Here is a 22,751-nt window from a genome sequence, read left to right as displayed (position 1 = left end):
CCCCCTTTTAAATTTGTTGCTATGCCGCTGGGGGCGCGGGGGGATTGTTTATAAAGTGGTGTAGTGTCCGCGGCGACGTGGGTCTCTCGTACTGGCTTAGGGGAAACGTCGGCGCTATGATAATCTCCTGGTTTTTATTCGCCATATCTGGCTCGCTGACTTTTCCCTATCTGTCGAAGTATCTGCACCTGCTGGGGGCCTCGGATATTGAGATAGGCGTGGTGCGCTCTCTGGGCTCTCTCGCTGTGTTGCTCACGATTCTGCCGGGGGGCGTTTTAACCGACGTGATTGGTAGGAAGCGGTCTATTGTTATTGGCACGTGGGGTATTGCGCTTGTGCAGTTTCTCTACGCCGTTGTAGACGACTGGAGGCAGTTCGCGGCTGTCTACGTGGTGGACTGGGCGCTCCACTTCTACCAACCCGCCTTAACTGCTATACTGCTGGACTCGCTACCGCCGGAGAAGAGGGGAGGGGGGATGATGCTCACGGCGGTGCTTCCCCAGATCCCCTGGCTCTTCCTGCCGCCGGTGGGGGGCTATCTGCTTGACTACATGGGTTTGATGGGGATGCGGCTCTCTTTCATAATTTCCGGCGTCATCTCCACGTCGGTGGCGGTGCTCCGCATGAAGGCTCTGCAGGAGACAATACAAGTCAAGCCGTTGGATAGAGAGACGCTTATGAGGGAGGTGGCGCAGTCTTACATATTTTGGCGCGGCCTCTTCTCAATACCCCGCTTCGTAGCCTATGTAACTCTCTTGGGGTTTTTGACGTCGCTGGCCGGCATAGCTCTGCAGACATTTGGCGTGCTCTACGCCACGGGCGTCATAGGTATTGACAACACTTCTTGGGGGGTGATTCAGAGCGCCACCACCGCAGTTGGCATATTCTTCGGCATCGTCTTGATGCCGGTTATCGACAAGGCGCCGCGCGTCACGGCGCTGTTCTCGGGACTTATGCTAATGGCCGTGGGGTACTTCATGATCGGGGTCTGGTCAAACGTCGTGGCGCTGGTCACAGCGGCTATAATCGTCGGCATAGGCGGCGAGGTGGCCATGTCTATAAGGAGGGCCCTGGTGGGTGACTACATAACTCCGGAAAACAGGGGGAAGATCATGGGGGCCACCCTCGCCTTGGAATACCTAGGATCGATCGCGGGCGGCTTGACAGTGGCGTATCTATACTCGGCCTCGCCCCGCTACGCGTTTATTTTCTCCGGCGCGGTGCTTCTCATAGCCGCGGCTCCGTTGGTAAAAGAGGCGCTTCAAGCCCGCTAGCCCTTTACAATCAATACGTCTATGGGGGACTCCTGCACCACTCTAGAGGAGACGCTTCCCATCAGTATCCTCCTGATAGTCGACAGCCCCCTTGCCCCGAGTATAATCAACGACGCGTTAACCTCTCTTGCAAACTTGACAATCTCGTGCGCCGGGTCCCCCTCGACGACCTTCCCCTCGGCGCGGGGGCCCAGAGCCGCCAGAGCCTCCTTTATTAGTTGCTCAGCCTTTTCTTTAAGACTGGCGAGCACCGCCGGTGAGGAGAACATATCTGACAGAGATAAAACGGCTGTGTCTATGACGTGTACGACGTATATCTTAGAGCCGAATTTCTCAGCTATCTTCCTCGCCTTTTCTAGTGCTTTTTTTGCTTGTGGAGAGCCGTCGTAGCCAACTACTATTACCTCCATAGAAAAGTAATTTGTTTATGTATTAAAGCTTAATCGGCGCTTGGTCTATGTTCCTCCGGTGTGCCGTACTCCACGAGACTCTTTAATACGGACTCTTCTGCCACCATGTCTCTTATAGATATCACACCGTAAAGCCTGCCTTTGTTTGTAACAACTACGTGCCTAATGTTGTGCTCCCGCATAATCTTAGCCACGTTCCAAATAGGCTCCTCCCCCTCAACAGTTATTACTGGGGAGGTCATTATCTCCTTAACCGGCTGGTTAAGATCTACGTTGTTAGCCACTGCCCTCACGATGTCTCGTTCAGAAACCACGCCAATCACGACGTCGGGCTGCGCCTTGTCCACAATCACTACTAGACCAATTCTCTTCTCCGCCAGAATCTTGGCAACGTCTTTAATACGCATATCGGGAGTTGCGGTAATAGGCGGTTTCCTGGCTATAATTTCGGCTTTCATAAGCTCATATTCTCTTCGGGTATATAAAGTTAATTTAAAGTATATAATATGAAGAATTTAAAATCTCTAATATTGATAAAATGTATTTTTTAAATATTATTAAATTGAGTGTTTTTTTACTAATATCAATAAGTCATTTGAAATCTCCAATTTACCCATACGTAATAAATTAATGAAAGTACACATATCGCTAGAAGAAGTACAACATTGTAGAACCCAGGCCTCAATAAGATGTGGATGGTAGCCCGGCCGGGATTCGAACCCTAGCCCGAGCCCCATAAGGGGCTCGACGGGCCACGGGGTCCAAAGCCCCGCATCCTTGGCCGCTAGACGACCGGGCTCGTCACTTTTAATGCTGGTGTTTTTTAAGGTTTTTCGCACGCCGGGTATATAATGTGAGAAAAATTTATTAATCTCTCCCAGATCCATATATATGGATGGGCGGGTATCCATAACCGTATCGACGCCATATATGGTTGATTCGATATATCGACGTATTGTGGGTGAGCTAAGAGCTATGAGTAGGAGAGTAGAGGTACATGTGGAGGGTAATAAGATAACTATACCGCTGGTGGAAGGCGTCTATGATGCTGTGTGGAGGATAATAAAAACGTCGCCTTCGGTAGTTATTACGAGTGTAGATTTTAAGTAGGGTACATAACTTCTAGTGCCTGTATTAAGCAAGCCTTGTGTATTGGCGGGGACCTGCCCGGGTGATCTGGGCGACACAGAGGTTCTGTGGCTGGGGCGCCAGATGTGCGTCTCGAAGGCGTCGAACATCATCAAGGTGTTCGGCGCCTTGGAGGCCGCCCTGGGGTACATAAACTACGCGGCTGTGGTGTGTAGAAGACAGGGAAAATGTCTGAGTAGGGCCTACTGGTCTTTGTTTAATCTAGGTCTCTACCTAGCCACAGGCGACGATAAATACTACGGTAGGAGTCTATATATGCTTAACAAGGCTATGAGGTGCATCTTACCTCTCCTGCCCGACTCCCACCTGGGGTGGCTGTACTGCCTAGACAGGTGTTGCGCGGCTGTTAACAACGCCAGGGCCTGGGTGAGGTGGGCCGAGAGGAGAATGGCCGCCGTGGAGGAGGGCAGAGAAGCCATCCTAGTGCTGAATCACCTAGGTAACGTGTTGTTTGAAGCCATGAGGACGTGCAGACACGGCGTCAAGACCTCCAGAGGATTCGTCGTGGTGAAGCCCACCCACCCGCCTGCGTCTCTGCCGTATTGGTGGTAGTGGGAAAAACTTAAAAACGCGTACTATATATGTAAAGGGCCGGTAGTCTAGCGGAAGGATGCCCGCCTTGCACGCGGGCGGTCCCGTCAAGTCCCCGCGAGGGGGCTTGGGATAAGGTTCGAATCCCGGCCGGTCCACCACTTCCTCTTTAAGGTGTTTAAAATAGGGATGTAATTACGTGTATAGACCACGGGTTGATCCCTGTATATTCCTCCACTACAATCCCGGGGATTGGGTAGATTTGCTGGGGGAGGATTTCGTGAAGGAGCTGTTGAGGAGGTTTAGACACGTGGCCGCGGACGTAGACGGTCTTGTGAGGTACGCGGCCGAGAACCCCGAGGCGTTTCAGCTTGGCCTAAGGGGGTTGAGGGTCGGGGGGAGGTTCGGGAGGGAGTGGGTGCTGTATGTAGAGGGTGGCTTTGTGGAGCCTCGTTGGAGGGCGCGGTGGCCGCCAGTGGCGGGCAACGGAGTGATAGACGTGCGGTTGCAGGTCTCACCCTGCTATCTACTAACTGTGTTGAGCGACGGGGGGCGGAGGTACATATGGCGTAGCAGGGCGCCTACCCTCTTCAAGTGGGTTTCAGCCGTCCCGAGGAGCAGGCCACTTGAGGTGTTTAGGAGCGCCTTCCCGCTCTGGCTTAGGGAGCTGGCTTGGGCACGGGGCTACTCATGGGTTGCGTGGAGCCGGTGGAGGGACCGGCGCAATAGACACCTGGCGGAGTGGCTGTACTGGCTGGACACGGGCCGGATGGCTCATATAGATATGGCGCTTGGGAGGTACCGCGACGTGTACGATACAGCGAGCCGTACAAAACACGGCGCCGCCAAGGTTTTGTACGAACCGTCGTAGCGCCATGGAGGCGTCTATAAGCCAGGTAAGGTCTTGGCTGGGCGCCGGGTGGGAGATGTACTGGGGGCAACCGCCTAGGGGGGTTTACCTCCTCAAGGAGGAGTACATGGCAGATCCGGCAACTGTGGACGAGCGGTGCGGCGAGGGGCCTGTAGTGGTGTACGTCGCCGCGGTTTTCGATACGTTGAACTTGGTGTATGGGCGGGTTAAGCCGGGGGTTGTCAGGTGTCCCGTTGCGACTTTCACAAGGCGGTTTCCTATGTCGAGAGTTCGGCAGGCGGTTAAGACGCTGGTTGAGTTCGCCGTCTCGGTGGACAGACTGCCGCTGTTTCAGCTCAACCCGGAGGTTATCCGCTTCGCGGGGCTGTGCGGCGAATACCCACTGGTCTGCGAAGAGCCCCATGCCATCATCCAGAGGCTTGCGGAAAGGGCTGGCCGCAGGCCAGCCGTGGTGCGTGAGGAGGGCCGCGGCGGCGGGGGGTGGCTGATAAACGAGCTTGTGAAGGTTCTTACGGATTTGATGGAGAGAGATCCCTCGTATGTCGAGGTGGTTAGGCGGGTTGTGGAGGATCCCGAGAGGTTGCGTGAGTGTTATGTTTGATGAAAAAACCCACAGGCTCCTCAAAGCTTTGCTTGATTTGTGTAGAGGGGAGGAGTTTTACCGTAGCTACAGAGATTTGTGTATAGCGGCGAGGATTGCCATGCTGAATGTAAAGGGGCGTGGGGTGAAGCTTAGGCCGTCTCTTCTAAGGCTGTCAGAGCTGTCGGATGCGAAGACCGCGGCTAATTTGCTTAATAGGTTTAAGAAGGAGATCGGGGCTGTGGCGGACGGCGCCGCTTTGAAATACGCCGCCGTGGACTACGTCTACAAGAGACTTGCGGCTTTGATATGAGGCAGGTGAAGGTGGTGCTGGTCTCTTCTCTAGACGGCGGGGTGGGGAAGACAACCATAGCCACGGTGCTTGGAGTGAAGAAGGGGCTGTCTCTGCTGGTTGACATGGATTGGGAAAAGAGCGATTTATCTCAGCTGTTTAGAGTGCCGAGGAAGGCGGGGTGGCTGGCGCCGTTTCTCAGAGGGGAGTTGCCCTACGTCCATAGAGTGTCGCCAATGCTCTACGTCATGCCGGGGTACGAGGCTTATGAGATCTATCAGAGGATGGGCGAGGACGTGGTGGGGGACTTCGTCGAGGCTATGCTTGAGTGGGTTGAACACCTGCCTAAGTTCGTGACTAAGTTGCGCTTACCTGTGGACACTGTCTTCATAGACAGTACGGCGGCGCTGAGGCTGGAGGTGCTGTCTAGGCTACAGCAGATGGGTGTCTACAACATCTTCATTGCCGATCGCCGGCTTATCGCGCGTATATCCGACGTCAAGGCTGAGCAGTACCGCCGCTACATGGCCTACTCCTCTCTCGTCGCCGTGAACCTCTTGGAGAGGGATGAGTTGAAGATGGCGAGGAAAATCACGCCTATTGCCGTAAAGAGAGTGGCGATTGGGGAGTACTACGGAGAGGCGGTGGCGAACGACGTGTTGAGGGACAGGGATAATAGAAAGGCGGTTGACCAGATACTGGCACGTATAAAGACGGCATGATCTACGCCCACGCCGACTCTACTTTAAAAAGCCGTTGCTGGCTTAGGCGGGAGGGGGTGCTTGTGGATAGGGGGGTGAGGACCGACGTCTGCATTACAGACGACATGATGTACGTCGTCATAGATCCAGAGGTGCCGGATGACCTGCAGACGGCTCTCCTCCTTATTATGTTCCGCGGCGCCGTGCCGCCTGACGAGAGGGAGTACCCCAAGCTTATCAAGTCTGTTGCGGAGGGCCTGAGAGACCGCGCGGTGTGGGCGATGTACAAGGATTACAGAGAGGTGGTGCACTACCTCCTCGACCGCTGGTCGGGGGCTAGGGAGTATATGGGCTACGGGGCGCTGGAGGCGCTGATGCGGGATCCCCTCCTCACGGAGATCGTCATACCGCAACCGACGGCACCGGCGGCTAAGTACACCTACGTGCCCAAGTCGCTGAGGGAGCAGTTGGAGTATATCAAGTTCCAGATGGTGGAGCTTGGGCGATACCGGAGGGTGGTGGCTGTGCGTAACGAGGTGAGGATGCCCACCAACATAGTTATCCCGGAGCCCCTTATGTACGTCGTGGTGAAGCAGTTGCTCCCTTCCCTCACCATGGACCGTCCCATGCTCACGAGGGAGGATCCGGTGAACAAGGCGAGGATAGCCGCAGATCTGCTGGAGTACAACGTGAACATAAGGAAGATGTCGGCAGTCCCGAAGCCCTCTAAATCTCTGCTGAAGCCCTACACGACGAAGCCGAAGGTGGCTGAAGAGTACGCCGCACGGGGCCCGGTCCACCGGCCAGAGGGGCTTGAGGTTCTGGCTTTGGCCTCTCTTGTCTTAGAGATGAGGGGTAGCGTTTTCTTCTCAGGAGGGATGGGGTCGGGAAAAACGACGCAGCTGAACCAGCTTCTGTACCTAGTCCCGCCTTGGTTCCAGGTGGTGGTGGTGGAGAGGGGGGCTAGGGAGATCTGGGCCCCCCTCGACGGCCAGTTGCTTCACATCTCTGTGCCGTCTGAAGACAAGCTGTGGGCCGCCCTCGACCAGGCCCTGCGCTACGGCACGATGCATACCGTGGTGGCTCTAGCCGAGGCCAGGACTCCGCAGGAGCTACGCACGTTGGTGAACTACAAACTCACGGGCCACGGCGCCCTTACGACGATGCACGCAGACACAGTGAGGGACGTCCTGTTGCGCATCACAGAGGCCGAGGCGCCGCCCGAGGGGCTAGACGGCACGCTTGTAATTCAGCTATCTGCTGTGGGCGGCGCCAGGTATGTTAAGGAGGCGAAGGCTGTGGTGGCCGGCGGCCGGGAGGTGAAGGTGGTGGACCTGGCGGAGCTGACGCCGCGCGTAGCCTCATACGTCGAGGAGATGTACGGCGTCGATTTGCGGAGGGAGCTCGCGCTGAGGATAGAAGCCCTGGTCAAGGCCGGCGAGGTGGAGGACCCCATGTCGGCTAGGTCTGCTATTGTGGAGATGTTGTGGCTAGATAGGGTGGATTTCAAGTCTATACTTGAGGAGGAGGCGGCTAGGTTCGGCTATGTCTAATATTTTTCTGCCTAGGCTGTACACCGGGCTATGATTAAGAGGCGGAACTTGGCGGAGCTTATACAGACGGGGGGCGACTCGGCTCTGCAAAGCGGCGTAGAGGTTTCGAACCACTCGACGCGGCAGGCGGGCCAGCAGACCTGGGCGACCCACCTTGCGACGGCCTTGGCGGAGATGCCTGAGGAGTTGGCCGCCAAGGTTATCCACTGCCTTCCGCGGGAGGTGTTAATCGAGGCCCTGAGGAGCAGAGGCGACGATCCCATGGTTAAACTCGCCTTGCTCCTCCTGGCGAGGTGATGTGCAAAGTGGAGAAGGACGCCGTGCGAAGGGGCTTTACCGTACACACAGCGCGGTGGCTCTGCGAGTTGGCGAAGGAACTTGGCGTTAGGGAGTCGAGGCTGTGGAAGGCTGTGCTTAAGCTGGCTAGACACGGCATTTGGCTCGAGGCCGAGGACTGGCGCCTCGCGGCGAGGCTTGTGGATCTAGATAAACACATAGACATGGTTGTGAACTACATCATACGCCGGGTGGCCTCCGGCGCCTCGGCGGCACAGGCCGTGAGGGAGTTGCCGGCGGCTGTGGAGAAGGCTGGGAAGCTCGCCCACATACGGGAGGTGCTCTCCAACCTAATCTAAGGTTTTTCCACGGCGCGTCTCCCCTCTCCATGCGCCGTGAGGATTTCTACCTAGCCGCCGTTCCTGTCTTCGCCACATATCTAGGCGTCGTATCTGGCAACGAGGCTTTGAAATACACCGCGCTTAACACAGCTGAGCTGGATGAGGAGGAGAGCAGGAGGCTATTTGTGGCTTCTCTAATGCCGTCGCCGTCTGCCCTCTTCCTTGAGGATAGGCTGGAGGTGGCCAGACACTTTGGATACGCCTTGGCGCAGGAGGAGGCTGGCGTAGACAGGTCTATATTAGTACATTCCTTCCTCGAGTCGTCTAGATCCGCCGCCGTGTCTAGAATCGAGGCTAGGCTTCGTATATATGAGTCTCTAGTCAACGCGCTGGGCGCGCTGTTTCTACTCCCGCTATTCCTCCTCTTCATGTGGGCCATCGGCGTCTTGAGTATAGAACCCACCTACCTGTTGCTGTTGATTCTAGGAGTCACAGCCTCGACGGGGGCCGCGGCCGTGGCCACGACGCCGAGGGACTTGTCGCTGTGGAAGACCTACGAGTGGTCCCTACCCCTGGGAGCCCTCGCCGCGGCTATCGCAGGTCTACTCGCGTCTCCAGTGGCCTCGTTTTTAGCCTTCGGCGCCGCGGCCACCGCCTGGCTTAGGGCTAAGGACAAGCTGTGGTGGTTTAGGATAAGACAGGAGGTGCCCCCAATGCTTAGAGCCGCCGCGGCTATGCTCAAGGAGGGGGCGCCTCCCGACCTCATCGTTGCGAGGCTGTCTGGGAGGTTTAGGGTAGCCGCCAAGATTGCCTACGGCTACTTCATACCATCAAGATACTTCGTCTTGGCTAAGTCGATGTACCGCGCCATCGTGGAGGCCGGCGGCGCCGCCGCCGTGAAGGCCGTGGAGTACATCCAGACGGTGGTAGACATGGAAAACGTCGCAGTGAAGAAGACTGTGAAGCTCTCGGCGGCATACTTCGCGTTGTTTATCGCGGCTGTGGGCATACTCGCCTACTCTGTGTCCACAGCGGCTAAGGCGCTGTCCGGCCTGGAGAGCGGCTACAACCCCTTCTTCACCCCTCCCCCCTACGATGTGGTTAAACATGTGGTGTCCCAAGCCATGTCGCTGATAGCGGCGAGCTACATCGCGATTTTCCTATCGGCGCTGGGGATACACCACTCCACAACGCTGGGAGGGGCCGTCGGCATGGCACTACAACAAGGTCTTCAACTACTCCTCTAGAACAGGTTAGGCGGAGTTGTTGGAAAAGAGGATTTCCAAAATTTTTCCCCCTTGAGATGAGCCGTGATATGCCTAAACACAAGTTCAGGGGGTTAACAACTGTGGAGGCGCTGTTGATAGCCGCTGGCTTCATAATTGTGGGCGTAATAGGCGCGTTGACATTTCAACAAATTGGAAAATCCGCGGCCGAGGCCCTGAGAGCTAACGCAATAGCTACAGCCGACAGAGGGGGTTTTGATGTAACAGTCGAGGTGCTAAACGGCAAGCTACAAGGCCTCGCCCTTCAGTATGGGCAGGCCGGCTCTCCGACGTTGCAGACGATAACCCAAGGCTCATGTGCAAAGGCGAGTGGTGGGAGCGTCTCAACAGGCATACAGCCAAGCCAGCTACAGCTGGTGGCTGGGCAGTCGGCTACGTGTAGATTTAGCGCGCAGCTGAGTCCAGGTACGCAGTATGTGTATGTAATTATTGGTTACGACGGCACTGGCAAAGCCGTACAAATAGCAAAAGGTGTAGTATCTGCGGGGATTTCTTAAGTCAAACAATTTTTCAAAGTTTTTTCAACCCCCAGCTCCCCCCAGTCATGAATTGGTGGTTAGTATTTCTAATCGCTACAGGTCTGGCACTGGCGCAGTTTATCAGCTGGCATCCACCGCATGCTTACCTAGCCGCAGCCTACCCGCTAAACGCTACACACTTTGTGGAATATTACGGCGCGACCACGCTGTACTACATACAGGATGGCATAGAGTTTAGAGGAGATGGGAGAGAGGCGCAGGCGGCGTTGACATATATATCTCAGGTCTGCAGGTATGTGTCTGTCGAGCCGCTGAACATAACCCCAATAGAGGGCGGCGTGTTGGTGAGGTCAAACATATACTGTTCGCACGATGGACGTGTGTGGCTCTGGCTAAAGTGGCTTCCCCTTCGCTTAGCGGCCTATGTGGGGCTGGTGAACCTTGCCAACGCTACAGGTAACTTCACGACGCCGGTGGGCAACTTCTCCGAAATGGCTCCCGAGGGGTGGTATCTCCACTTAAGTACGAAGACTGTGGTTAAGGTGCCTCCGGGCAACACATCGCTTTACGTGGAGTACGATCGGCTGGTCCGGACGCTTGACGAGATAAAAGCCGAGCTTGGCAGAGCCCTCGCCAACAGCACCGCGCTAGGGAATCTCCTGCAGCAGCTGTCAGATAAGGTGAAGACGTTGAGTGATGAGAAGACGAAGCTTGAGGAGCTCCTCAAACAAAGAGAGCAGTTGATAACTGCGCTGAACGCAAAGATCCAAGCCCAGAACAACGAGATTGAAGATCTGAAGAAGAGGCTGAGCGACATCTTGTCTAAAAAGGACGCGCTCCTGAAGAGGATGGAGGAGCTGAACAGAACACACGCCTTGCAGGTGAGCCAGCTCCAGTCTCAGCTGGCGCAGCTCCAGTCACAGCTCAGCGCCAAGGAGGAGGGCAACGGGACGGGGTGGCTGATACCAATGTTGCTCATCGCCTTAGGTGGCGTCATTGGCGCCGTTGTATACGTTAGGAGGCGGCAGTCTGAATAACCTCTAAGGTTTTTCCATCCCCTCCTCCCTTTTTCCATGGAGGATTTCATATCGGCATCTGTTTTTATCACAGGGCTGGCGGCCCTGTTCCTATTCGCGGCGCTGGTGGCGAGGCCCTACCTCCCCTCCGCGTACATCGAGGCGCCGGCCGAGCCCGGGGACAACGTACCCACTAGGTCGCTGTATGTATACGCCGTGATTGACAGATACAATCACACGAGGTATTACATGATGGAGTACGTGGGCCCCGATGCCGAGCAGTTCCGCCAGGGAGTCGGCGTACCTGGCGTGCTGGTCGCCAAGTTTTATGTCTATCCAGGTGGGTATAGATGCGAGCTCTACGGCAGAAGACCTGTAAGAATTGGCGATCCATACACGGGACTCTGGTGCCCCCCGCCTTTTGACGCCAGGGTGGATCCCAGTTGCGTTCCGGTCAACGTAGCCTCGAAGGGGAGATGGCTGGTGGTGCAGTACAGATGTCCATGAGGGGGTTGACAACGCTTAGAGACATCACAATCTTCGCCGGGCTAATGGCAATGGCGGTGGCCATAATAACACAACTCTACCCGGTGAGGGAGGGCCCCTCGGAGGTGCCCACATGCTCCGACTGCGCCTTTAAGCTTGTGGGGCCTTACGTGGTCAAGCAGTACGACTCGTACGCCGCCGTAGAGTCAGCGGGTAGACAACTGGCAAGGTTCGGCTGGGCGTACTTCGGAGGCTACCCCCTGGCGCCGGGTCAAAACGCCACATGCGTAGGCGAAATGTACTTGTGGGTAGTCGACGGCATCATCTACGTATCCTGCGACGGTTCGGCGTCGAGGTTCGGCCAGTTCGTCGCCGGGAGGCCGGGACTGGCGCTGGACACAAGCGCCTTCTGCCGCACGGGATGCGTCTTCGTGGACGCCTCAGACGGCTGGGGTCAAATCGCCCTGCCCGTTACCGCCTCGATATGGGGACCACGCTCAGCCTATAAAACCGCGAATACGTGGTTCTGGGTCTGTATAGACGTCAAGCCGCCGCCCGAAGGCACGTACTACGTAGAGGCTGTTTTCCCCGGCAACTCCAGCCTGCCCCGGATGGAGGTCCGTAAAACCGTTATCGTCAAGACGGAGTCCGCGGTCTCCGGCTCCAATTACATCCTCCTGCAAGGGAGCGATCCGGACGACTACAGGCCCACGGCGCTGAAGGTGTTCAACCTCACTGCCTACTGGAGCGCGGGCTCGACAAGGGCGAGGATATACGTCAACCCAGTTTCGTACTTTGACGTGGACAACAAGGGGGCGCTCCTAGACTACCTGCTCGCCTGGGAGGACTGCCAGCGTTGTGATCCGCCCGACGGCTTTGCTCTGTACTACGACGAGGTGTGGCGGCTGTGGTACGACGGAAGGTGGCATTTAGAGAGGATAAGAGGGTGGTGCCACAACGAGGTGAGCTTAAACGGGACCGTGGTGAAGGCTAGCGGGCACTGCGGCTCGGTCAGCCTAACGTGGGGCGGCGACACCGCCGACGTCTACTTCAAGTCCGCAGTCGACGGCGCCATGAACGCGAGGTTTACGGTAAAATACGAAAGGGTGTGTAGAGAGGGCTAGCTATGTGGTCGACGGCCTACGGCTTCATCGCCCTGGCCCTTGTGGCCGCAGTTGTCCTGTATACTGCGCTCCACACCACTCAGATGAAGCCGCTGAACGCCGCGACCGATCTCTACGCGGCGAAGAGGAATGCCACGGACTACTTCTTCACAGACTCCCTCGGCGTGTACAGGAGAAACGCGGGAGTTTCGTACTACGTCTTGGTGAACTTGACGACTACCAGAGGGGAGGTCTTCACTGTGGGGGTGCCGGTGGCATATAAACTGCAGGGGGAGGCCAAGTACTACATATATACCGCCGTGTTGAACGTCACGAGGTGTAGCCTCTACGCGGCCAAGGCCTATGGGGAGCCCGGCGTGCTCTACGAAATAGATGTGAAATACCCCCTCAACCCGGCGCCGTGGTTTGAGGTGTACGCCGTGGCGCCAACGGCGTGGAACTGGACCGACTACCTCTACCAGACGTACCGGCAGAGCAGACCGATTCTATCCGCCGTCGATAGGTGGAACAGCGTTAACGTAGTCAAGTTGTCTTGGCTGTTTGGGCTCGACAAGGCTGAGTGGGCCTACGTCACCAACGGCACCTACTCTAGGCTCTACGTGTTGACCACAAGGAGCGCCGTCGGCGTCGTCGTAGTGGACTACCCCACCACCGTCTTCCTCGGTTGTAAGAACCTTACCTCCTACCTCTCCATACCGCGGCAGGGTGGGGAGAGGACGAACGACACGCCTACTCCTCAGTGGCCCGGAATACAGTAAGAAAGCTTTTTCCAAGGCTTCGGAGGGAGCCGCCATGAGGGGCACACTCGGACTGCTGGTCCTGGCCTTACTTGTGGCTTACCTGGCACAAGCGCAGAACACAGTTGTGGTCGAGAACGTAAACTGTACCAATTACGCAAACGCCTCGCTGGCCTCGCCCTACGACGTGACAGCCTCCTTCGACATGTCAACTGCGACCATTCTGCACCCGGGCGCCTCCGTCGGCTATAGCTGGTCTGGCGACTCGACAGCCATCATCTGGGGGATCAGGGCTCTGAATTCCTCCAAAGTTGCGGTTTGGGGAGTGGCCGGTAGCGCTGTATGGGATAGGGACTTGTCGTTTTCCGTATCTGTAGAGTACTACAACCCCGACCAGTCGTGGACCTTTGACAAGTACTACTGCAAAGCGAGGCTTTGCTACAACGGCTACTGCTGGGTTGAGCACGGCGTCTTCTACAAAAAGATCGGAGAACCCGACCGCGTATCCCGGACGATTACCTTCACCGTACCGCATGACCGCGCCTTCTACAGCTCCCAGACGACGTTTAGAGCCAATAGACTGCCGGATCTCCCCCAGTACGAGTGGATGCCTAATGTGGGACCGGTGGAGGTTAGGGGGTACTGCACCGATAAGCCCACAGCGAGTACATGGCCGTCGTGTAACAGATACGAGCCAAGCAAAAACGTGGTGAAGAGCGGCTCCGCTCCCACCCTCTGGAAGGCGCTTATAATAGACAGATACAGCCCGGGATCCGTGGTAAGGTACGGAGGGGCCAATGCCACCGTGCCTAACTCCTGGTACTACACCGACTGGCACAACAACGAACTGTACCCGAGAATCGGCGTGTCCACAGACGCGGATCCGGTTTTAGAAAGGTTGAGTTGGGTATCCAACAAACCCTTCAACTCAAGAATAACGATATCTGGCCATGTATCTCCTACAGACTGGGGGGCCGTGAGCCTGTCTGCTCCGAAGCCTGTCCCGCTCTACGTCTCCAGAGTCGTAATGAAAAGTGAATTAAGAGATGCATGTCCTGGTCCTCCGGGTTGCTTTCTGATTGACATGGTGGGCAACTCGACGTGGGTGGGAGACAGGTGGGTCTGGAAAGACACGCTGGCGAGCATAGCCCAGAGAACCGGCGTGAGCCTGACCCCCTACCTCATCGTAAAAGTGGCGGATTTCTACTTCGCCTCTCGCGATATGGAGCTCGACGCGCCGCTGGGTAGCGCCTACGGGCTCTCCGTTGCGGTTACCTGGCTTGTGAGGACGGGTAGCAAAAGCACTTGGATAGGGAGCGGCGTCACGAGGCCGAGGGCCGTGGACGGCGCGGGCAACCTCTTGTCGAGAGTATACGAGGAGGCTGGCGCCGAGGGGAAGCTCGCTTATGAAAGCGACGGTCTTGCTACAGCAGGCTGGATAAGGGGGCCTAGGTTTACGAGCGTGAGCTTCGGAATAGACGGTAGCCACAGCACGTTGCAGACGGCATGGTTCTCGCCTCCCAATCCGTGCGAGCAGGAAAACACGTTATTCCACTGCGTGTATTCGCAACACGTATTTACTAAAGTAAACGGGACGTGGGTAGGCTACGCCAAAGTCGGCCCCCAGGGCGGCGTTCAGTTCCCCATCAACAAGCTGAGGCTGGTGGACTGGATAGTGCCCAGCGAAACTTTCATAAGTGGCCGCACGGCGTTCTTCGACTTCATGTCTGCGGCGGTGGGAGACCCCTACATATTCTTCGACCACTACTACAACCTCCAGTGCTGGGCCTTCAATCCGAGCACCGGAGACTTCGATATCGAGAGTTCATGCCCTGTGCCCGGCCCCCACTCCGTCTCCCTCCTCAGCGAGGTGTACGGAGTTTCGCAATACAAAAACACGACAGACGAACGCAGGCTGTACCAGCAGACGGCCTCAGGAGTCAGCTGGAAGTTCTACAACTATGCGTTTGAGAAGTACGGGGGCGGGGAGGAGCATCCCGCCGGCTGGACCGACGCCCTGCCTCTGGGCGTGCCGTCGATGGCGTCCAACTCAACGAGCCCGTGGTACATCTTCATAGTCCCGGCCACCGCCTGCGACGGGACGATCTGCACTGCGTCGAACCTCAACGTGCGGCTGTGGGGACCTGCGCCGGGCCCGACGGCGGACGCCGCACTGCCGGGGGCGGGCTACGCCTTCTTGGTTGTCTACATCGGCAACGAGACCGAGACAGACTTGAAGATATACGTAGAGAAGGGTATCTTGGTGGACAGCGCCATGGGGGCTAAAAAGGCGAATTGGGATCTCCTCGTCCACATCCCCAAGAGGAGGTGGGAGCCCCTCGACGCGGCCTACGTGGGGTACGGCTGGTATAGGGACTACACGGCTCTGGACGCATGCCAGTCGCAGGCATTGGGCAGAGTCGGCTACTACGTTGCGCCGACCGACTGGGTGGGACCCGTGCAACTGAAGCTCGTCGACTCCCGCGGCGCTACCCACTTCGCCTTCTTCGTCCTGCCGCCGCAGTCCGCCTCGCTGAGGATAGAGGGCAGAACCGAGACACCGAATCGCACCAACACCTGGCAGACTCTGATCACGGCGTATTTGTACGTAAACGGCGTGCCCTACTTCCACGGCTTCACGCCCTTCGGCGAGGGGGGTAGGCAGTACGAGAGGAAGTGCGTCGTGACTACAGTCAGCAACGCCAAGTCGTTCCTAAAGGCCAGCGACTCGGTTTCGCAACTCGCGGCGATCGGAGACTTCTGGGGCGCTGTAGATATGTTTGCAAGAGTGAGGCTTAGAGACATGTTCGTAGAGCCGAGGTTTGAGCTACTCAACGCAACGACAGGCGATGTGTTAATTACGGCAGATGGGCCTGTCGTCGGCTATGCCGTTTACTTCCAGAGAGGCGGATCTTGGAGCCTAGTAGAAGTGGTACATGGGCCGCGGGTTATTATAAGGGCCTCCTATATATGGCCGTGGGATCCCGCGCTGGTAGTGCCCATAATCCACTTTAGCTACGTAGTTGAAGACGGCGGCGAGGCCGTGGTGTACCGGCCGAGGCCAGCTCTGCTGTTTAAGTGGTGGGCCGAGGGTGGGTTCGCGCCCTACGGCACGCCCTCCGTGATCCGCACGGGAACATGAACACGCTGACAAAGCTCTTAATAATAGTGGGATCTACGGCGGCTACGGTTGCAGTAGTCCTAGCGGCGTTGAATGCACTACACAATCTACACCCGGAGCTCTATGCCATAGCTAAGTCCATAGCCGCTGGTAAGAATTTCCATGTAAATAATCCTGTGATGATAGAGGTATATAAAGTAGCTTACTACTATAACAATAACGGAGTAGTACTCACAAAAACGCAAGCTGACGCCACGCCGGCGCTTTACGCCGTGGCATTTGGCAACTCTTGTCCACCCATAGACGATCTGCTGGGCTATTTATACACCTCTAGAAATAACACGGCGATCTTAGGTCAATGCGTCTATGTGCTTCCAATAATCGAAGGAAACCGCGTTGTTCACTACGTACCAACATGTAAATCTGGTACAGAATTTAAACCAGAGGTCATAACAACCAGGTTTATCTATAGGGCGGTGGCTTACGAAGTTACGCTATACATAATTAAATGTTAAGCGTCACGTAACTCCTATAAGATTTTTCCCACAAAACCTCCTTCCCTTTCATGAAGCTCGACGTGACACTCATACCAATAATCTTTGGGCTGGCAGTAGCTACTTTGTCAGTTCTCAAGCCTGTCGAGGTAAATAAGCCGGATCTATCTGCGGTTTTTCTCTACTGGTCTGAGGCGTATAAGTATGCAGAGCGTGGAGACCCCGCTGTGATCTATAGAGTAGCTCCGCTGGTCTCATGCAATAATGAAACTGTCTCTACCCCCCCAGGTCTCTCATACAAAACGCTGGCTCTGATCTGTAGGTTCAAGCCATGATAGAAGACATCGTGGAACTCGCCGGTGTCATCGCGCTCACGGTAACAACCTTATTCATCTTCTATTCTGTGATTACGCATATCTCAACACCAAGTGTGTGTTACGCCGTAAAGTTAGTTTTGGAAAATCCGGGCTCCCGCCTAGTAACATATGGGAGGTTCTTTGCTTGGAGCGATGAGCATTACGTATATCTGTCATGTGGATTAGCTATAGAAAGAACTCGTATCGTTACAATAAAGAAAACAGAGGGTGTGATTACGGTCGAGAGTACTTACGATGGAAAAATTTTTATATATTAATTAAATTTTTAAGAAGAATATATAAAATAGAAATTATATAACTATTTATAAAGTTTTTTAATGAAGAGTTTTTACGCAGACTAAATACTATAGAGATATAAATATCCATAGTATCTTGCATGTGTACCTTGTACGCAAGGCAAAATATCTCAAAGACCCACTAGACGTGAGAATTTGCGACATTTCTGCTCCGTCCTCGGTTATTTTCATAGGAGTTCCCTGGGACGGAGCCGTGGCGGGGAGGCCAGGCGCCAGATTTGCACCTGGCAAAATAAGAGCGGCCTTTTGCAATCTACCTAGAAATATCGATGTGGAGGATGTCGGAGATGTGGATATCGTCGTGGGGAATCCAGAAGAGACGTGGAGAAGGATAGAGATGGTATTTTCATCAATCACAGATAAGGAGCAGATACTGATAGCTGGGGGCGATCACTCAATAACAGCATATGCATATAAGGGACTCACAAGAAGAAAAAAACTCAGTTACGTAGTGCTCGACGCGCATCTTGATGTTAGACAGCTGTCGGAGGGTTTATCAAGTGGAGTCACCACAAGGCTCATAAGAGAATTCTCAGGAAACACCCCAATCAGCATTGTTGGTGTAAGGCGGTGGGCAAACCCGCGGTACATGTTTGAACAGGCAGAGAGACTGGGTATAGAGTATTACACAATGGAGGATGTAGACAAGATGGGTGTAGACGAGGTAGTAGAAAAAATCAAGACAGCTCACAAGCATTATGATGTATACCTCAGCATTGATATGGATGTAGTAGACCCGGCGTACGCACCTGGCGTAAATGCTCCGAGCCCCGGCGGTTTTTCCTCGCGCGAGGTTATAATGCTGGTTACTCAACTTAGTAAATCGCTAAGACCCCTGGCGGTTGATGTAGTAGAGGTGACTCCTGCATACGATGTGGGAGATGTTACGTCTAGCTTAGCCGCGGTCCTCCTATATGTATCAATATGGAGATAGTTGAAATTGGGAAAAATCTTGACGTTGATGCCGTGGCTTTAGTAGCGTTTCAAGGCGTCAGAGTAGAAATATCAGCCAGCGCCCTGGAAAAAGTAATACGTGCCTACGAAATGTATCTAGAGGCGTTAAGACGAGGCGAGCAGATCTACGGAGTTACAACTGGTTTAGGCGAATTAGTAAAGCACCGGGCTGAGACAAGCGGAGAACTCATACTCTTTGAACACGCTGTGGGGGTGGGGGCAAAAGCCCCCAGGGAATGGGTGAGAGCAACTATGTTGATCAGAGCTCATCAATTAGCCCTCGGCTATAGCGGCGTCAGACCCGAGGTAATTATGACGCTAGTCCAGTTAATAAACAGTGGAATAACTCCAATAGTCCCCATTTTTGGTAGTGTGGGCGCCAGTGGCGATTTAGCCCCACTAGCACATATAGCTCTAGCGGTAATGGGGGAGGGTCGAGTGGAGTACAGAGGCGAGGTCATGACGGCGAGAGAGGCAATGATGAAAGAGGGGTTAAAGCCGTTGCAACTAAACTCGCGGGAGTCGCTGGCGCTGATAAATGGCACATCTTTCTCAACAGCAATACTGGCGCTGGCTTTGGACAAGGCGACTAAACTCATCAATAAATACCTTGAACACATACCCCTATATCTCTACGCCACCGGGGCCAACTGGAAAGCTCTCGCACCTGACACACAGGTCAAACTCCACCCAGGCATGAAAGCGGTCGCCAATGCCATTAAATGCGAAAAAAATGAGAAACGATTAAATGACCCCTACTCAATACGTTGCTTACCTCAAATACTGGGAGCTCTTCAAGACACACTCCACTGGGTAAGGCAAATTACAGAAAACGAGATCAATTCTCCCAGTGACAATCCTATATTCACGATAAAGGGCCCAGTGCCTACATGTCATTTCCACGGCGTATACATAGCGCTTGCGGCAGATACATTAGCCATAGCGCTAGCTATGTGGGCCAATTTACTTGAGAGACAAATAGCTCAACTACTAAGAAGCGAGATCACGGGGAAACCCGATTTCTTAACATACGAATCTGGAAGCGTAGGCGACATGATATACCACTACACCTCAGCCGCACTCGCGGCGTATATAAGGGCTTTATCAACTCCATATTCTATACATAACATACCTACCAGCGGTTTTCAGGAAGACATAAACTCAATGAGCCTAAACGCCGTGGTGAGGCTCCATGAAATACTAGAGAAGCTTACCCATATAATGTCTATACATGCCGTGGTGACACATGACGCAGTTGACTGCGCCACCTGCCCACCGACAATTAAAGAGATATACCAAAAAGTGGCAAATCTAATAAAAGACGCGAAAATACCAAGCGATAGGGTGAGGTTAGCGTCGGCGTTATGGTAATCATCAAAGCAAGGCAATTAGTCTCAGCAGAAAAAATGCCATGGACATACGGCGACCCTGTTACTCTTATCAACGACGCTGCAGTTGTGGTAAAAAACGGCGTGATAATAGACGTCGGTCAGTGGGAGGATTTGAAGAGAAAATACCCTAATGAGGAAGTATGGGACTTCGGCAACAGACTCATCACGCCGGGCCTCGTGGATCCCCATACCCACATGCTCTTCGCCGGCTCTAGAGAAGACGAGCTAGAAAGAAAACTCAAAGGTGAGACATATGAAGAAATTACTAAGAAGGGCGGTGGCATCTATAAAACTATTAGAGAAACAAAACAAGCTACAGACAAAGAACTAGCATCTATTCTCCAAAGAAGAGTTGAAATAGCGGCGCAGTTCGGTACAACTACAGTAGAAATAAAAACAGGTTATGGTCTAGATATAGATGAAGAATTAAGACTTGTTAATATTATTAAAAAATACAAGTAGACATAGACATAGTTACGACTTTTTTGATACACATCCCACCGCCATCCGGTAGAGAGGAATATGTTAGAAAAATACTTGAAGCCATTCCAAGAGTCGGCACGACGTATGTAGATGTGTTCTGCGACTCTATAGCCTTCTGCGTAGAGGAAACTAGAGCATTTTTCAAAACAGCTACCAAGGCTGGGTATAGACTCAGGTTACATGCAGACGAATTTGAGTATATAGGATGTAGCGACTTGGTGGAAGAATTTCAAATAGATTCGCTAGATCACCTCCTCAATACACCCCTAGAGAACGTGACTAAAATTGCGAGATCCGGAGCCGTAGCGACATTGCTACCCATTACAATATTCACACTGAGAACACCTAAGAGGCCGCCGGTGGAGGAGCTTAGACGTCAGAAAGTCCCCATTGCCATAGGCACCGATTTCAGTCCTAATAGCTGGTGTCTCAACATGCAGACGGCCATTGAGCAAGCAGTCTATCTACTAGGCCTCACACCATTGGAAGCGATAATTGCGGCCACTGCCAATGCCGCGTATAGCCTACGCCTAACAGACAGAGGAGTTATTAAGCCTGGCAAAAAAGCCGACTTGGTAATATGGGATGTGCCTAACTACCACTGGCTAGCATATGAACTAGGCAGAAACAAGGCCTGGCTGGTGATAAAAAACGGCGTCCCACTAATAAAGACGCCTTAAGTTCTTCTTAGTCTCCTCGTAGTCTTTCCAATCCTCCTTCACCCTCTTGTACGTATATTCGCTGATTCTCCCCTCTTTCCAAGCCTCTTCAGAAACTCTCAACGACTTCGCCTCTAGCATCTCGCGTATGGGTATTTTAATGCCCTTAGTAAGCGCGGTCTTCAGCGCCCTGGGGTACCCCGCGTGTGCGTGTCTCACGACGCCCATACCTGGATCAACTGTAAAAACTCTCAAAGCCTTCTCCTCGGATAGCTGAGTCCCGTCTACCACCATGCCAAAACCGGCGTGAAGCGAATAGCCAATACCCACGCCCCCGCCATGGTGGAAGCACGTCCACGTAGCGCCCACCGCCGTATTCAACGCGTAGTTCAAAACTGGCCAATCCCCCACGGCATCGCTACCGTCAAGCATACCCTCAGTTTCTCTAAAAGGTGATGCCACAGATCCGGCGTCTAGATGATCTCGGCCAAACCATATTGGCCCCGATAAATCACCCCGCCTAACCATCTCACTCACAATTTTGCCAAACTGAGCCCTCTCTCCATACCCCAGATACACTACCCTCGCCGGCAACCCTTGGAACTTTACATATTTCTTGGCGTTTTGAATCCACCTAACAAGTCTCCAATTTCTGCTAAATACTGTGAGAATCACGTCGTCCAGCTTGTAGATATCGTTAGGATCACCAACTAGACTAGTCCACCTAAATGGGCCACGACCCTCCTCAAACATTGGGCGGAGAAACTCCATCTGGCCAGGTATCTTAAAAGCCTGCTCTACTCCAGCATCGTAAGCTTGTTTTCTCAAGTTATTGCCGTATTCAAAAACGACGGCGCCCCTTAATTGATGTGTTAATAACAGCTCTACATGCCGAGCCATTGACTGCTTAGACAGCTGTATATACCGATCTGGATCCGTCTTTCTAAGCCGCTCGGCCTCCTCTAGAGACAAGCCAGCGGGAACATAGGCCAGTGGGTCGTGCGCCGGCGTCTGATCCGTAACGATATCTGGAACAATGCCCTCCTTAACTAGCTTATTGTGCAGATCCACTGCATTTGCTAATACGCCTATACTCACGGCTTCCCGTCTCTCCTTTGCCCTAAGCGCCATGTCAACAGCCTTATCAAGATCCTCCGTCCAAGTATCCAGGTAGCCTGTGGCGATTCTCCTTTCTATCATTCTCCTATCTACATCAGCTATGAGCGCCACGCCCCCCAGCATCTTTATGGCAAGCGGTTGCGCCCCACCCATCTCCCCCAGACCAGCGCTAACAACAAGTCTCCCCTCAAGAGATCCGCCGAAATGCCTCTCCGCGGCGAAGCCAATAGTCTCGTATGTGCCTTGTAAAATCCCCTGCGTCCCAATGTAGGCCCAGCAACCCGCTGTCATTTGGTGATACGAGATAAGCCCCCTGGCCTCCAATTCCCAGAAATACTTCCAGTCGGCCCACTTAGGCACCAACATGGCGTTACTCATCAAAACACGCGGCGCCCGCAGATCAGTTTTAAAAACAGCTACCGGTTGCCCAGACTGAATTACAAGCGTGTCGTCTTTATTCATCGACATCAAGGTATCTACAATTGTCTCGAAATCCTCCCAACTCCTCGCCGCCTTACCACTACCCCCATATACCACCAAGTTCTTAGGATCCTTAGCAACCTCCGGGTCAAGGACGTGGAAAAGCATCCTCAAAATTCCCTCAATTTGCCAATCGCGACTCCACACATGTAAATCAAACCCCTTAATTGCCCTCACCAAGCGCTTCTCCGGATCGTAAAAACCAGCTGAGATAAGTTCCTCAATAGGCCTACCCTTGTATTTACTAGAAACGCTCATACTAGGAAATATA

At 54.0% G+C, this 22,751-nt stretch carries 24 protein-coding genes, 2 tRNA genes and 1 pseudogene; 23 read left to right on the top strand and 4 right to left on the bottom strand.

Going from position 1 to position 22,751, the window contains the following annotated elements:
* Positions 1 to 77: 77 nt before the first annotated feature.
* Positions 78 to 1,274 carry an MFS transporter gene (locus P186_RS05590; RefSeq protein WP_148682768.1) on the top strand — a complete coding sequence of 399 codons (1,197 nt, stop codon included), beginning with the start codon at positions 78 to 80 and terminating at the stop codon, positions 1,272 to 1,274.
* Here P186_RS05590 and P186_RS05585 read toward each other — a convergent pair.
* The 3 genes from P186_RS05585 to P186_RS05575 all read right to left on the bottom strand — a co-directional run bounded on the left by P186_RS05585 (position 1,271) and on the right by P186_RS05575 (position 2,483).
* Positions 1,271 to 1,684: a universal stress protein gene (locus tag P186_RS05585; RefSeq protein ID WP_014288469.1), complete on the bottom strand. Its 414-nt coding sequence runs from the start codon at positions 1,682 to 1,684 to the stop codon at positions 1,271 to 1,273. The two genes, P186_RS05590 and P186_RS05585, sit on opposite strands and share 4 nt — an antisense overlap.
* 29 nt (positions 1,685 to 1,713) lie before the next feature.
* Positions 1,714 to 2,142 (bottom strand): CBS domain-containing protein, encoded by a 429-nt coding sequence (locus P186_RS05580; protein ID WP_148682767.1) that lies wholly within the window; start codon positions 2,140 to 2,142, stop codon positions 1,714 to 1,716.
* Between the two features lie 238 nt (positions 2,143 to 2,380).
* Positions 2,381 to 2,483: transfer RNA gene (locus P186_RS05575), tRNA-Gln, on the bottom strand.
* 92 nt (positions 2,484 to 2,575) lie between these two features.
* Between P186_RS05575 and P186_RS05570 the strand changes: the two genes are divergently transcribed.
* The 22 genes and pseudogenes from P186_RS05570 to hutI all read left to right on the top strand — a co-directional run bounded on the left by P186_RS05570 (position 2,576) and on the right by hutI (position 20,902).
* Positions 2,576 to 2,794 carry a hypothetical protein gene (locus P186_RS05570; RefSeq protein ID WP_148682766.1) on the top strand — a complete coding sequence of 73 codons (219 nt, stop codon included), beginning with the start codon at positions 2,576 to 2,578 and terminating at the stop codon, positions 2,792 to 2,794.
* Positions 2,795 to 2,809: 15 nt separating this feature from the next.
* Positions 2,810 to 3,385, top strand: coding sequence for an ATP:cob(I)alamin adenosyltransferase (locus tag P186_RS05565; RefSeq protein WP_148682765.1), 576 nt, complete (start codon positions 2,810 to 2,812; stop codon positions 3,383 to 3,385).
* A gap of 36 nt (positions 3,386 to 3,421) precedes the next feature.
* Positions 3,422 to 3,525, top strand: a tRNA-Ala gene (locus tag P186_RS05560).
* Between the two features lie 38 nt (positions 3,526 to 3,563).
* Positions 3,564 to 4,235, top strand: a complete 672-nt coding sequence (locus P186_RS05555; protein ID WP_014288465.1) for a hypothetical protein — start codon at positions 3,564 to 3,566, stop codon at positions 4,233 to 4,235.
* 4 nt (positions 4,236 to 4,239) lie between these two features.
* On the top strand, positions 4,240 to 4,836 hold the full coding sequence (locus P186_RS05550; protein ID WP_014288464.1) for a hypothetical protein: 597 nt from the start codon (positions 4,240 to 4,242) through the stop codon (positions 4,834 to 4,836).
* Entirely contained in the window at positions 4,829 to 5,128 is a 300-nt protein-coding gene (locus tag P186_RS05545) for a hypothetical protein (RefSeq protein ID WP_014288463.1), read from the top strand. The genes P186_RS05550 and P186_RS05545 overlap by 8 nt, the downstream gene beginning before the upstream one ends.
* Entirely contained in the window at positions 5,125 to 5,829 is a 705-nt protein-coding gene (locus P186_RS05540; RefSeq protein WP_014288462.1) for an ATPase, read from the top strand. Before P186_RS05545 ends, P186_RS05540 begins: the two co-directional genes overlap by 4 nt.
* On the top strand, positions 5,826 to 7,361 hold the full coding sequence (locus P186_RS05535; RefSeq protein ID WP_014288461.1) for a type II/IV secretion system ATPase subunit: 1,536 nt from the start codon (positions 5,826 to 5,828) through the stop codon (positions 7,359 to 7,361). Before P186_RS05540 ends, P186_RS05535 begins: the two co-directional genes overlap by 4 nt.
* Before the next feature lie 30 nt (positions 7,362 to 7,391).
* Positions 7,392 to 7,658 carry a hypothetical protein gene (locus P186_RS05530; RefSeq protein ID WP_014288460.1) on the top strand — a complete coding sequence of 89 codons (267 nt, stop codon included), beginning with the start codon at positions 7,392 to 7,394 and terminating at the stop codon, positions 7,656 to 7,658.
* Positions 7,658 to 7,996, top strand: a complete 339-nt coding sequence (locus tag P186_RS05525) for a hypothetical protein (RefSeq protein ID WP_014288459.1) — start codon at positions 7,658 to 7,660, stop codon at positions 7,994 to 7,996. Before P186_RS05530 ends, P186_RS05525 begins: the two co-directional genes overlap by 1 nt.
* A gap of 29 nt (positions 7,997 to 8,025) precedes the next feature.
* Positions 8,026 to 9,225: a hypothetical protein gene (locus P186_RS05520; RefSeq protein WP_014288458.1), complete on the top strand. Its 1,200-nt coding sequence runs from the start codon at positions 8,026 to 8,028 to the stop codon at positions 9,223 to 9,225.
* A 68-nt stretch (positions 9,226 to 9,293) separates the two neighbouring features.
* On the top strand, positions 9,294 to 9,761 hold the full coding sequence (locus tag P186_RS05515) for a hypothetical protein (protein ID WP_148682764.1): 468 nt from the start codon (positions 9,294 to 9,296) through the stop codon (positions 9,759 to 9,761).
* Between the two features lie 47 nt (positions 9,762 to 9,808).
* Entirely contained in the window at positions 9,809 to 10,780 is a 972-nt protein-coding gene (locus P186_RS05510) for a coiled-coil domain-containing protein (protein WP_014288456.1), read from the top strand.
* A gap of 36 nt (positions 10,781 to 10,816) precedes the next feature.
* Entirely contained in the window at positions 10,817 to 11,266 is a 450-nt protein-coding gene (locus P186_RS05505; RefSeq protein ID WP_014288455.1) for a hypothetical protein, read from the top strand.
* Positions 11,263 to 12,369, top strand: a complete 1,107-nt coding sequence (locus P186_RS05500) for a hypothetical protein (RefSeq protein WP_014288454.1) — start codon at positions 11,263 to 11,265, stop codon at positions 12,367 to 12,369. The genes P186_RS05505 and P186_RS05500 overlap by 4 nt, the downstream gene beginning before the upstream one ends.
* A gap of 2 nt (positions 12,370 to 12,371) precedes the next feature.
* On the top strand, positions 12,372 to 13,127 hold the full coding sequence (locus P186_RS05495) for a hypothetical protein (RefSeq protein ID WP_014288453.1): 756 nt from the start codon (positions 12,372 to 12,374) through the stop codon (positions 13,125 to 13,127).
* A gap of 34 nt (positions 13,128 to 13,161) precedes the next feature.
* The gene (locus tag P186_RS05490) at positions 13,162 to 16,248 is read left to right on the top strand and encodes a hypothetical protein (RefSeq protein ID WP_148682763.1); all 3,087 of its coding nucleotides are present in this window, start codon (positions 13,162 to 13,164) and stop codon (positions 16,246 to 16,248) included.
* On the top strand, positions 16,245 to 16,742 hold the full coding sequence (locus P186_RS05485; RefSeq protein ID WP_014288451.1) for a hypothetical protein: 498 nt from the start codon (positions 16,245 to 16,247) through the stop codon (positions 16,740 to 16,742). The genes P186_RS05490 and P186_RS05485 overlap by 4 nt, the downstream gene beginning before the upstream one ends.
* A gap of 50 nt (positions 16,743 to 16,792) precedes the next feature.
* Complete coding sequence (locus P186_RS05480) at positions 16,793 to 17,056, top strand: hypothetical protein (RefSeq protein WP_014288450.1); 264 nt, start codon at positions 16,793 to 16,795, stop codon at positions 17,054 to 17,056.
* Positions 17,057 to 17,476: 420 nt separating this feature from the next.
* Complete coding sequence (locus P186_RS05475; protein WP_148682762.1) at positions 17,477 to 18,328, top strand: arginase family protein; 852 nt, start codon at positions 17,477 to 17,479, stop codon at positions 18,326 to 18,328.
* Entirely contained in the window at positions 18,319 to 19,719 is a 1,401-nt protein-coding gene (locus tag P186_RS05470) for an HAL/PAL/TAL family ammonia-lyase (RefSeq protein ID WP_014288447.1), read from the top strand. The genes P186_RS05475 and P186_RS05470 overlap by 10 nt, the downstream gene beginning before the upstream one ends.
* Positions 19,713 to 20,902, top strand: a pseudogene (hutI, locus tag P186_RS05465) (imidazolonepropionase). The gene P186_RS05470 and the pseudogene hutI overlap by 7 nt, the downstream one beginning before the upstream one ends.
* Here hutI and P186_RS05460 read toward each other — a convergent pair.
* A complete protein-coding gene (locus P186_RS05460) occupies positions 20,885 to 22,738 on the bottom strand; it encodes a urocanate hydratase (RefSeq protein WP_014288446.1) in 1,854 nt (617 codons plus the stop codon). The pseudogene hutI and the gene P186_RS05460 overlap by 18 nt on opposite strands.
* Positions 22,739 to 22,751 lie beyond the last annotated feature (13 nt).

Origin of the sequence: Pyrobaculum ferrireducens (assembly GCF_000234805.1) — an archaeon.
Lineage (GTDB): Archaea > Thermoproteota > Thermoprotei > Thermoproteales > Thermoproteaceae > Pyrobaculum > Pyrobaculum ferrireducens.
This window is presented reverse-complemented; position numbering and strand designations above follow the sequence as displayed.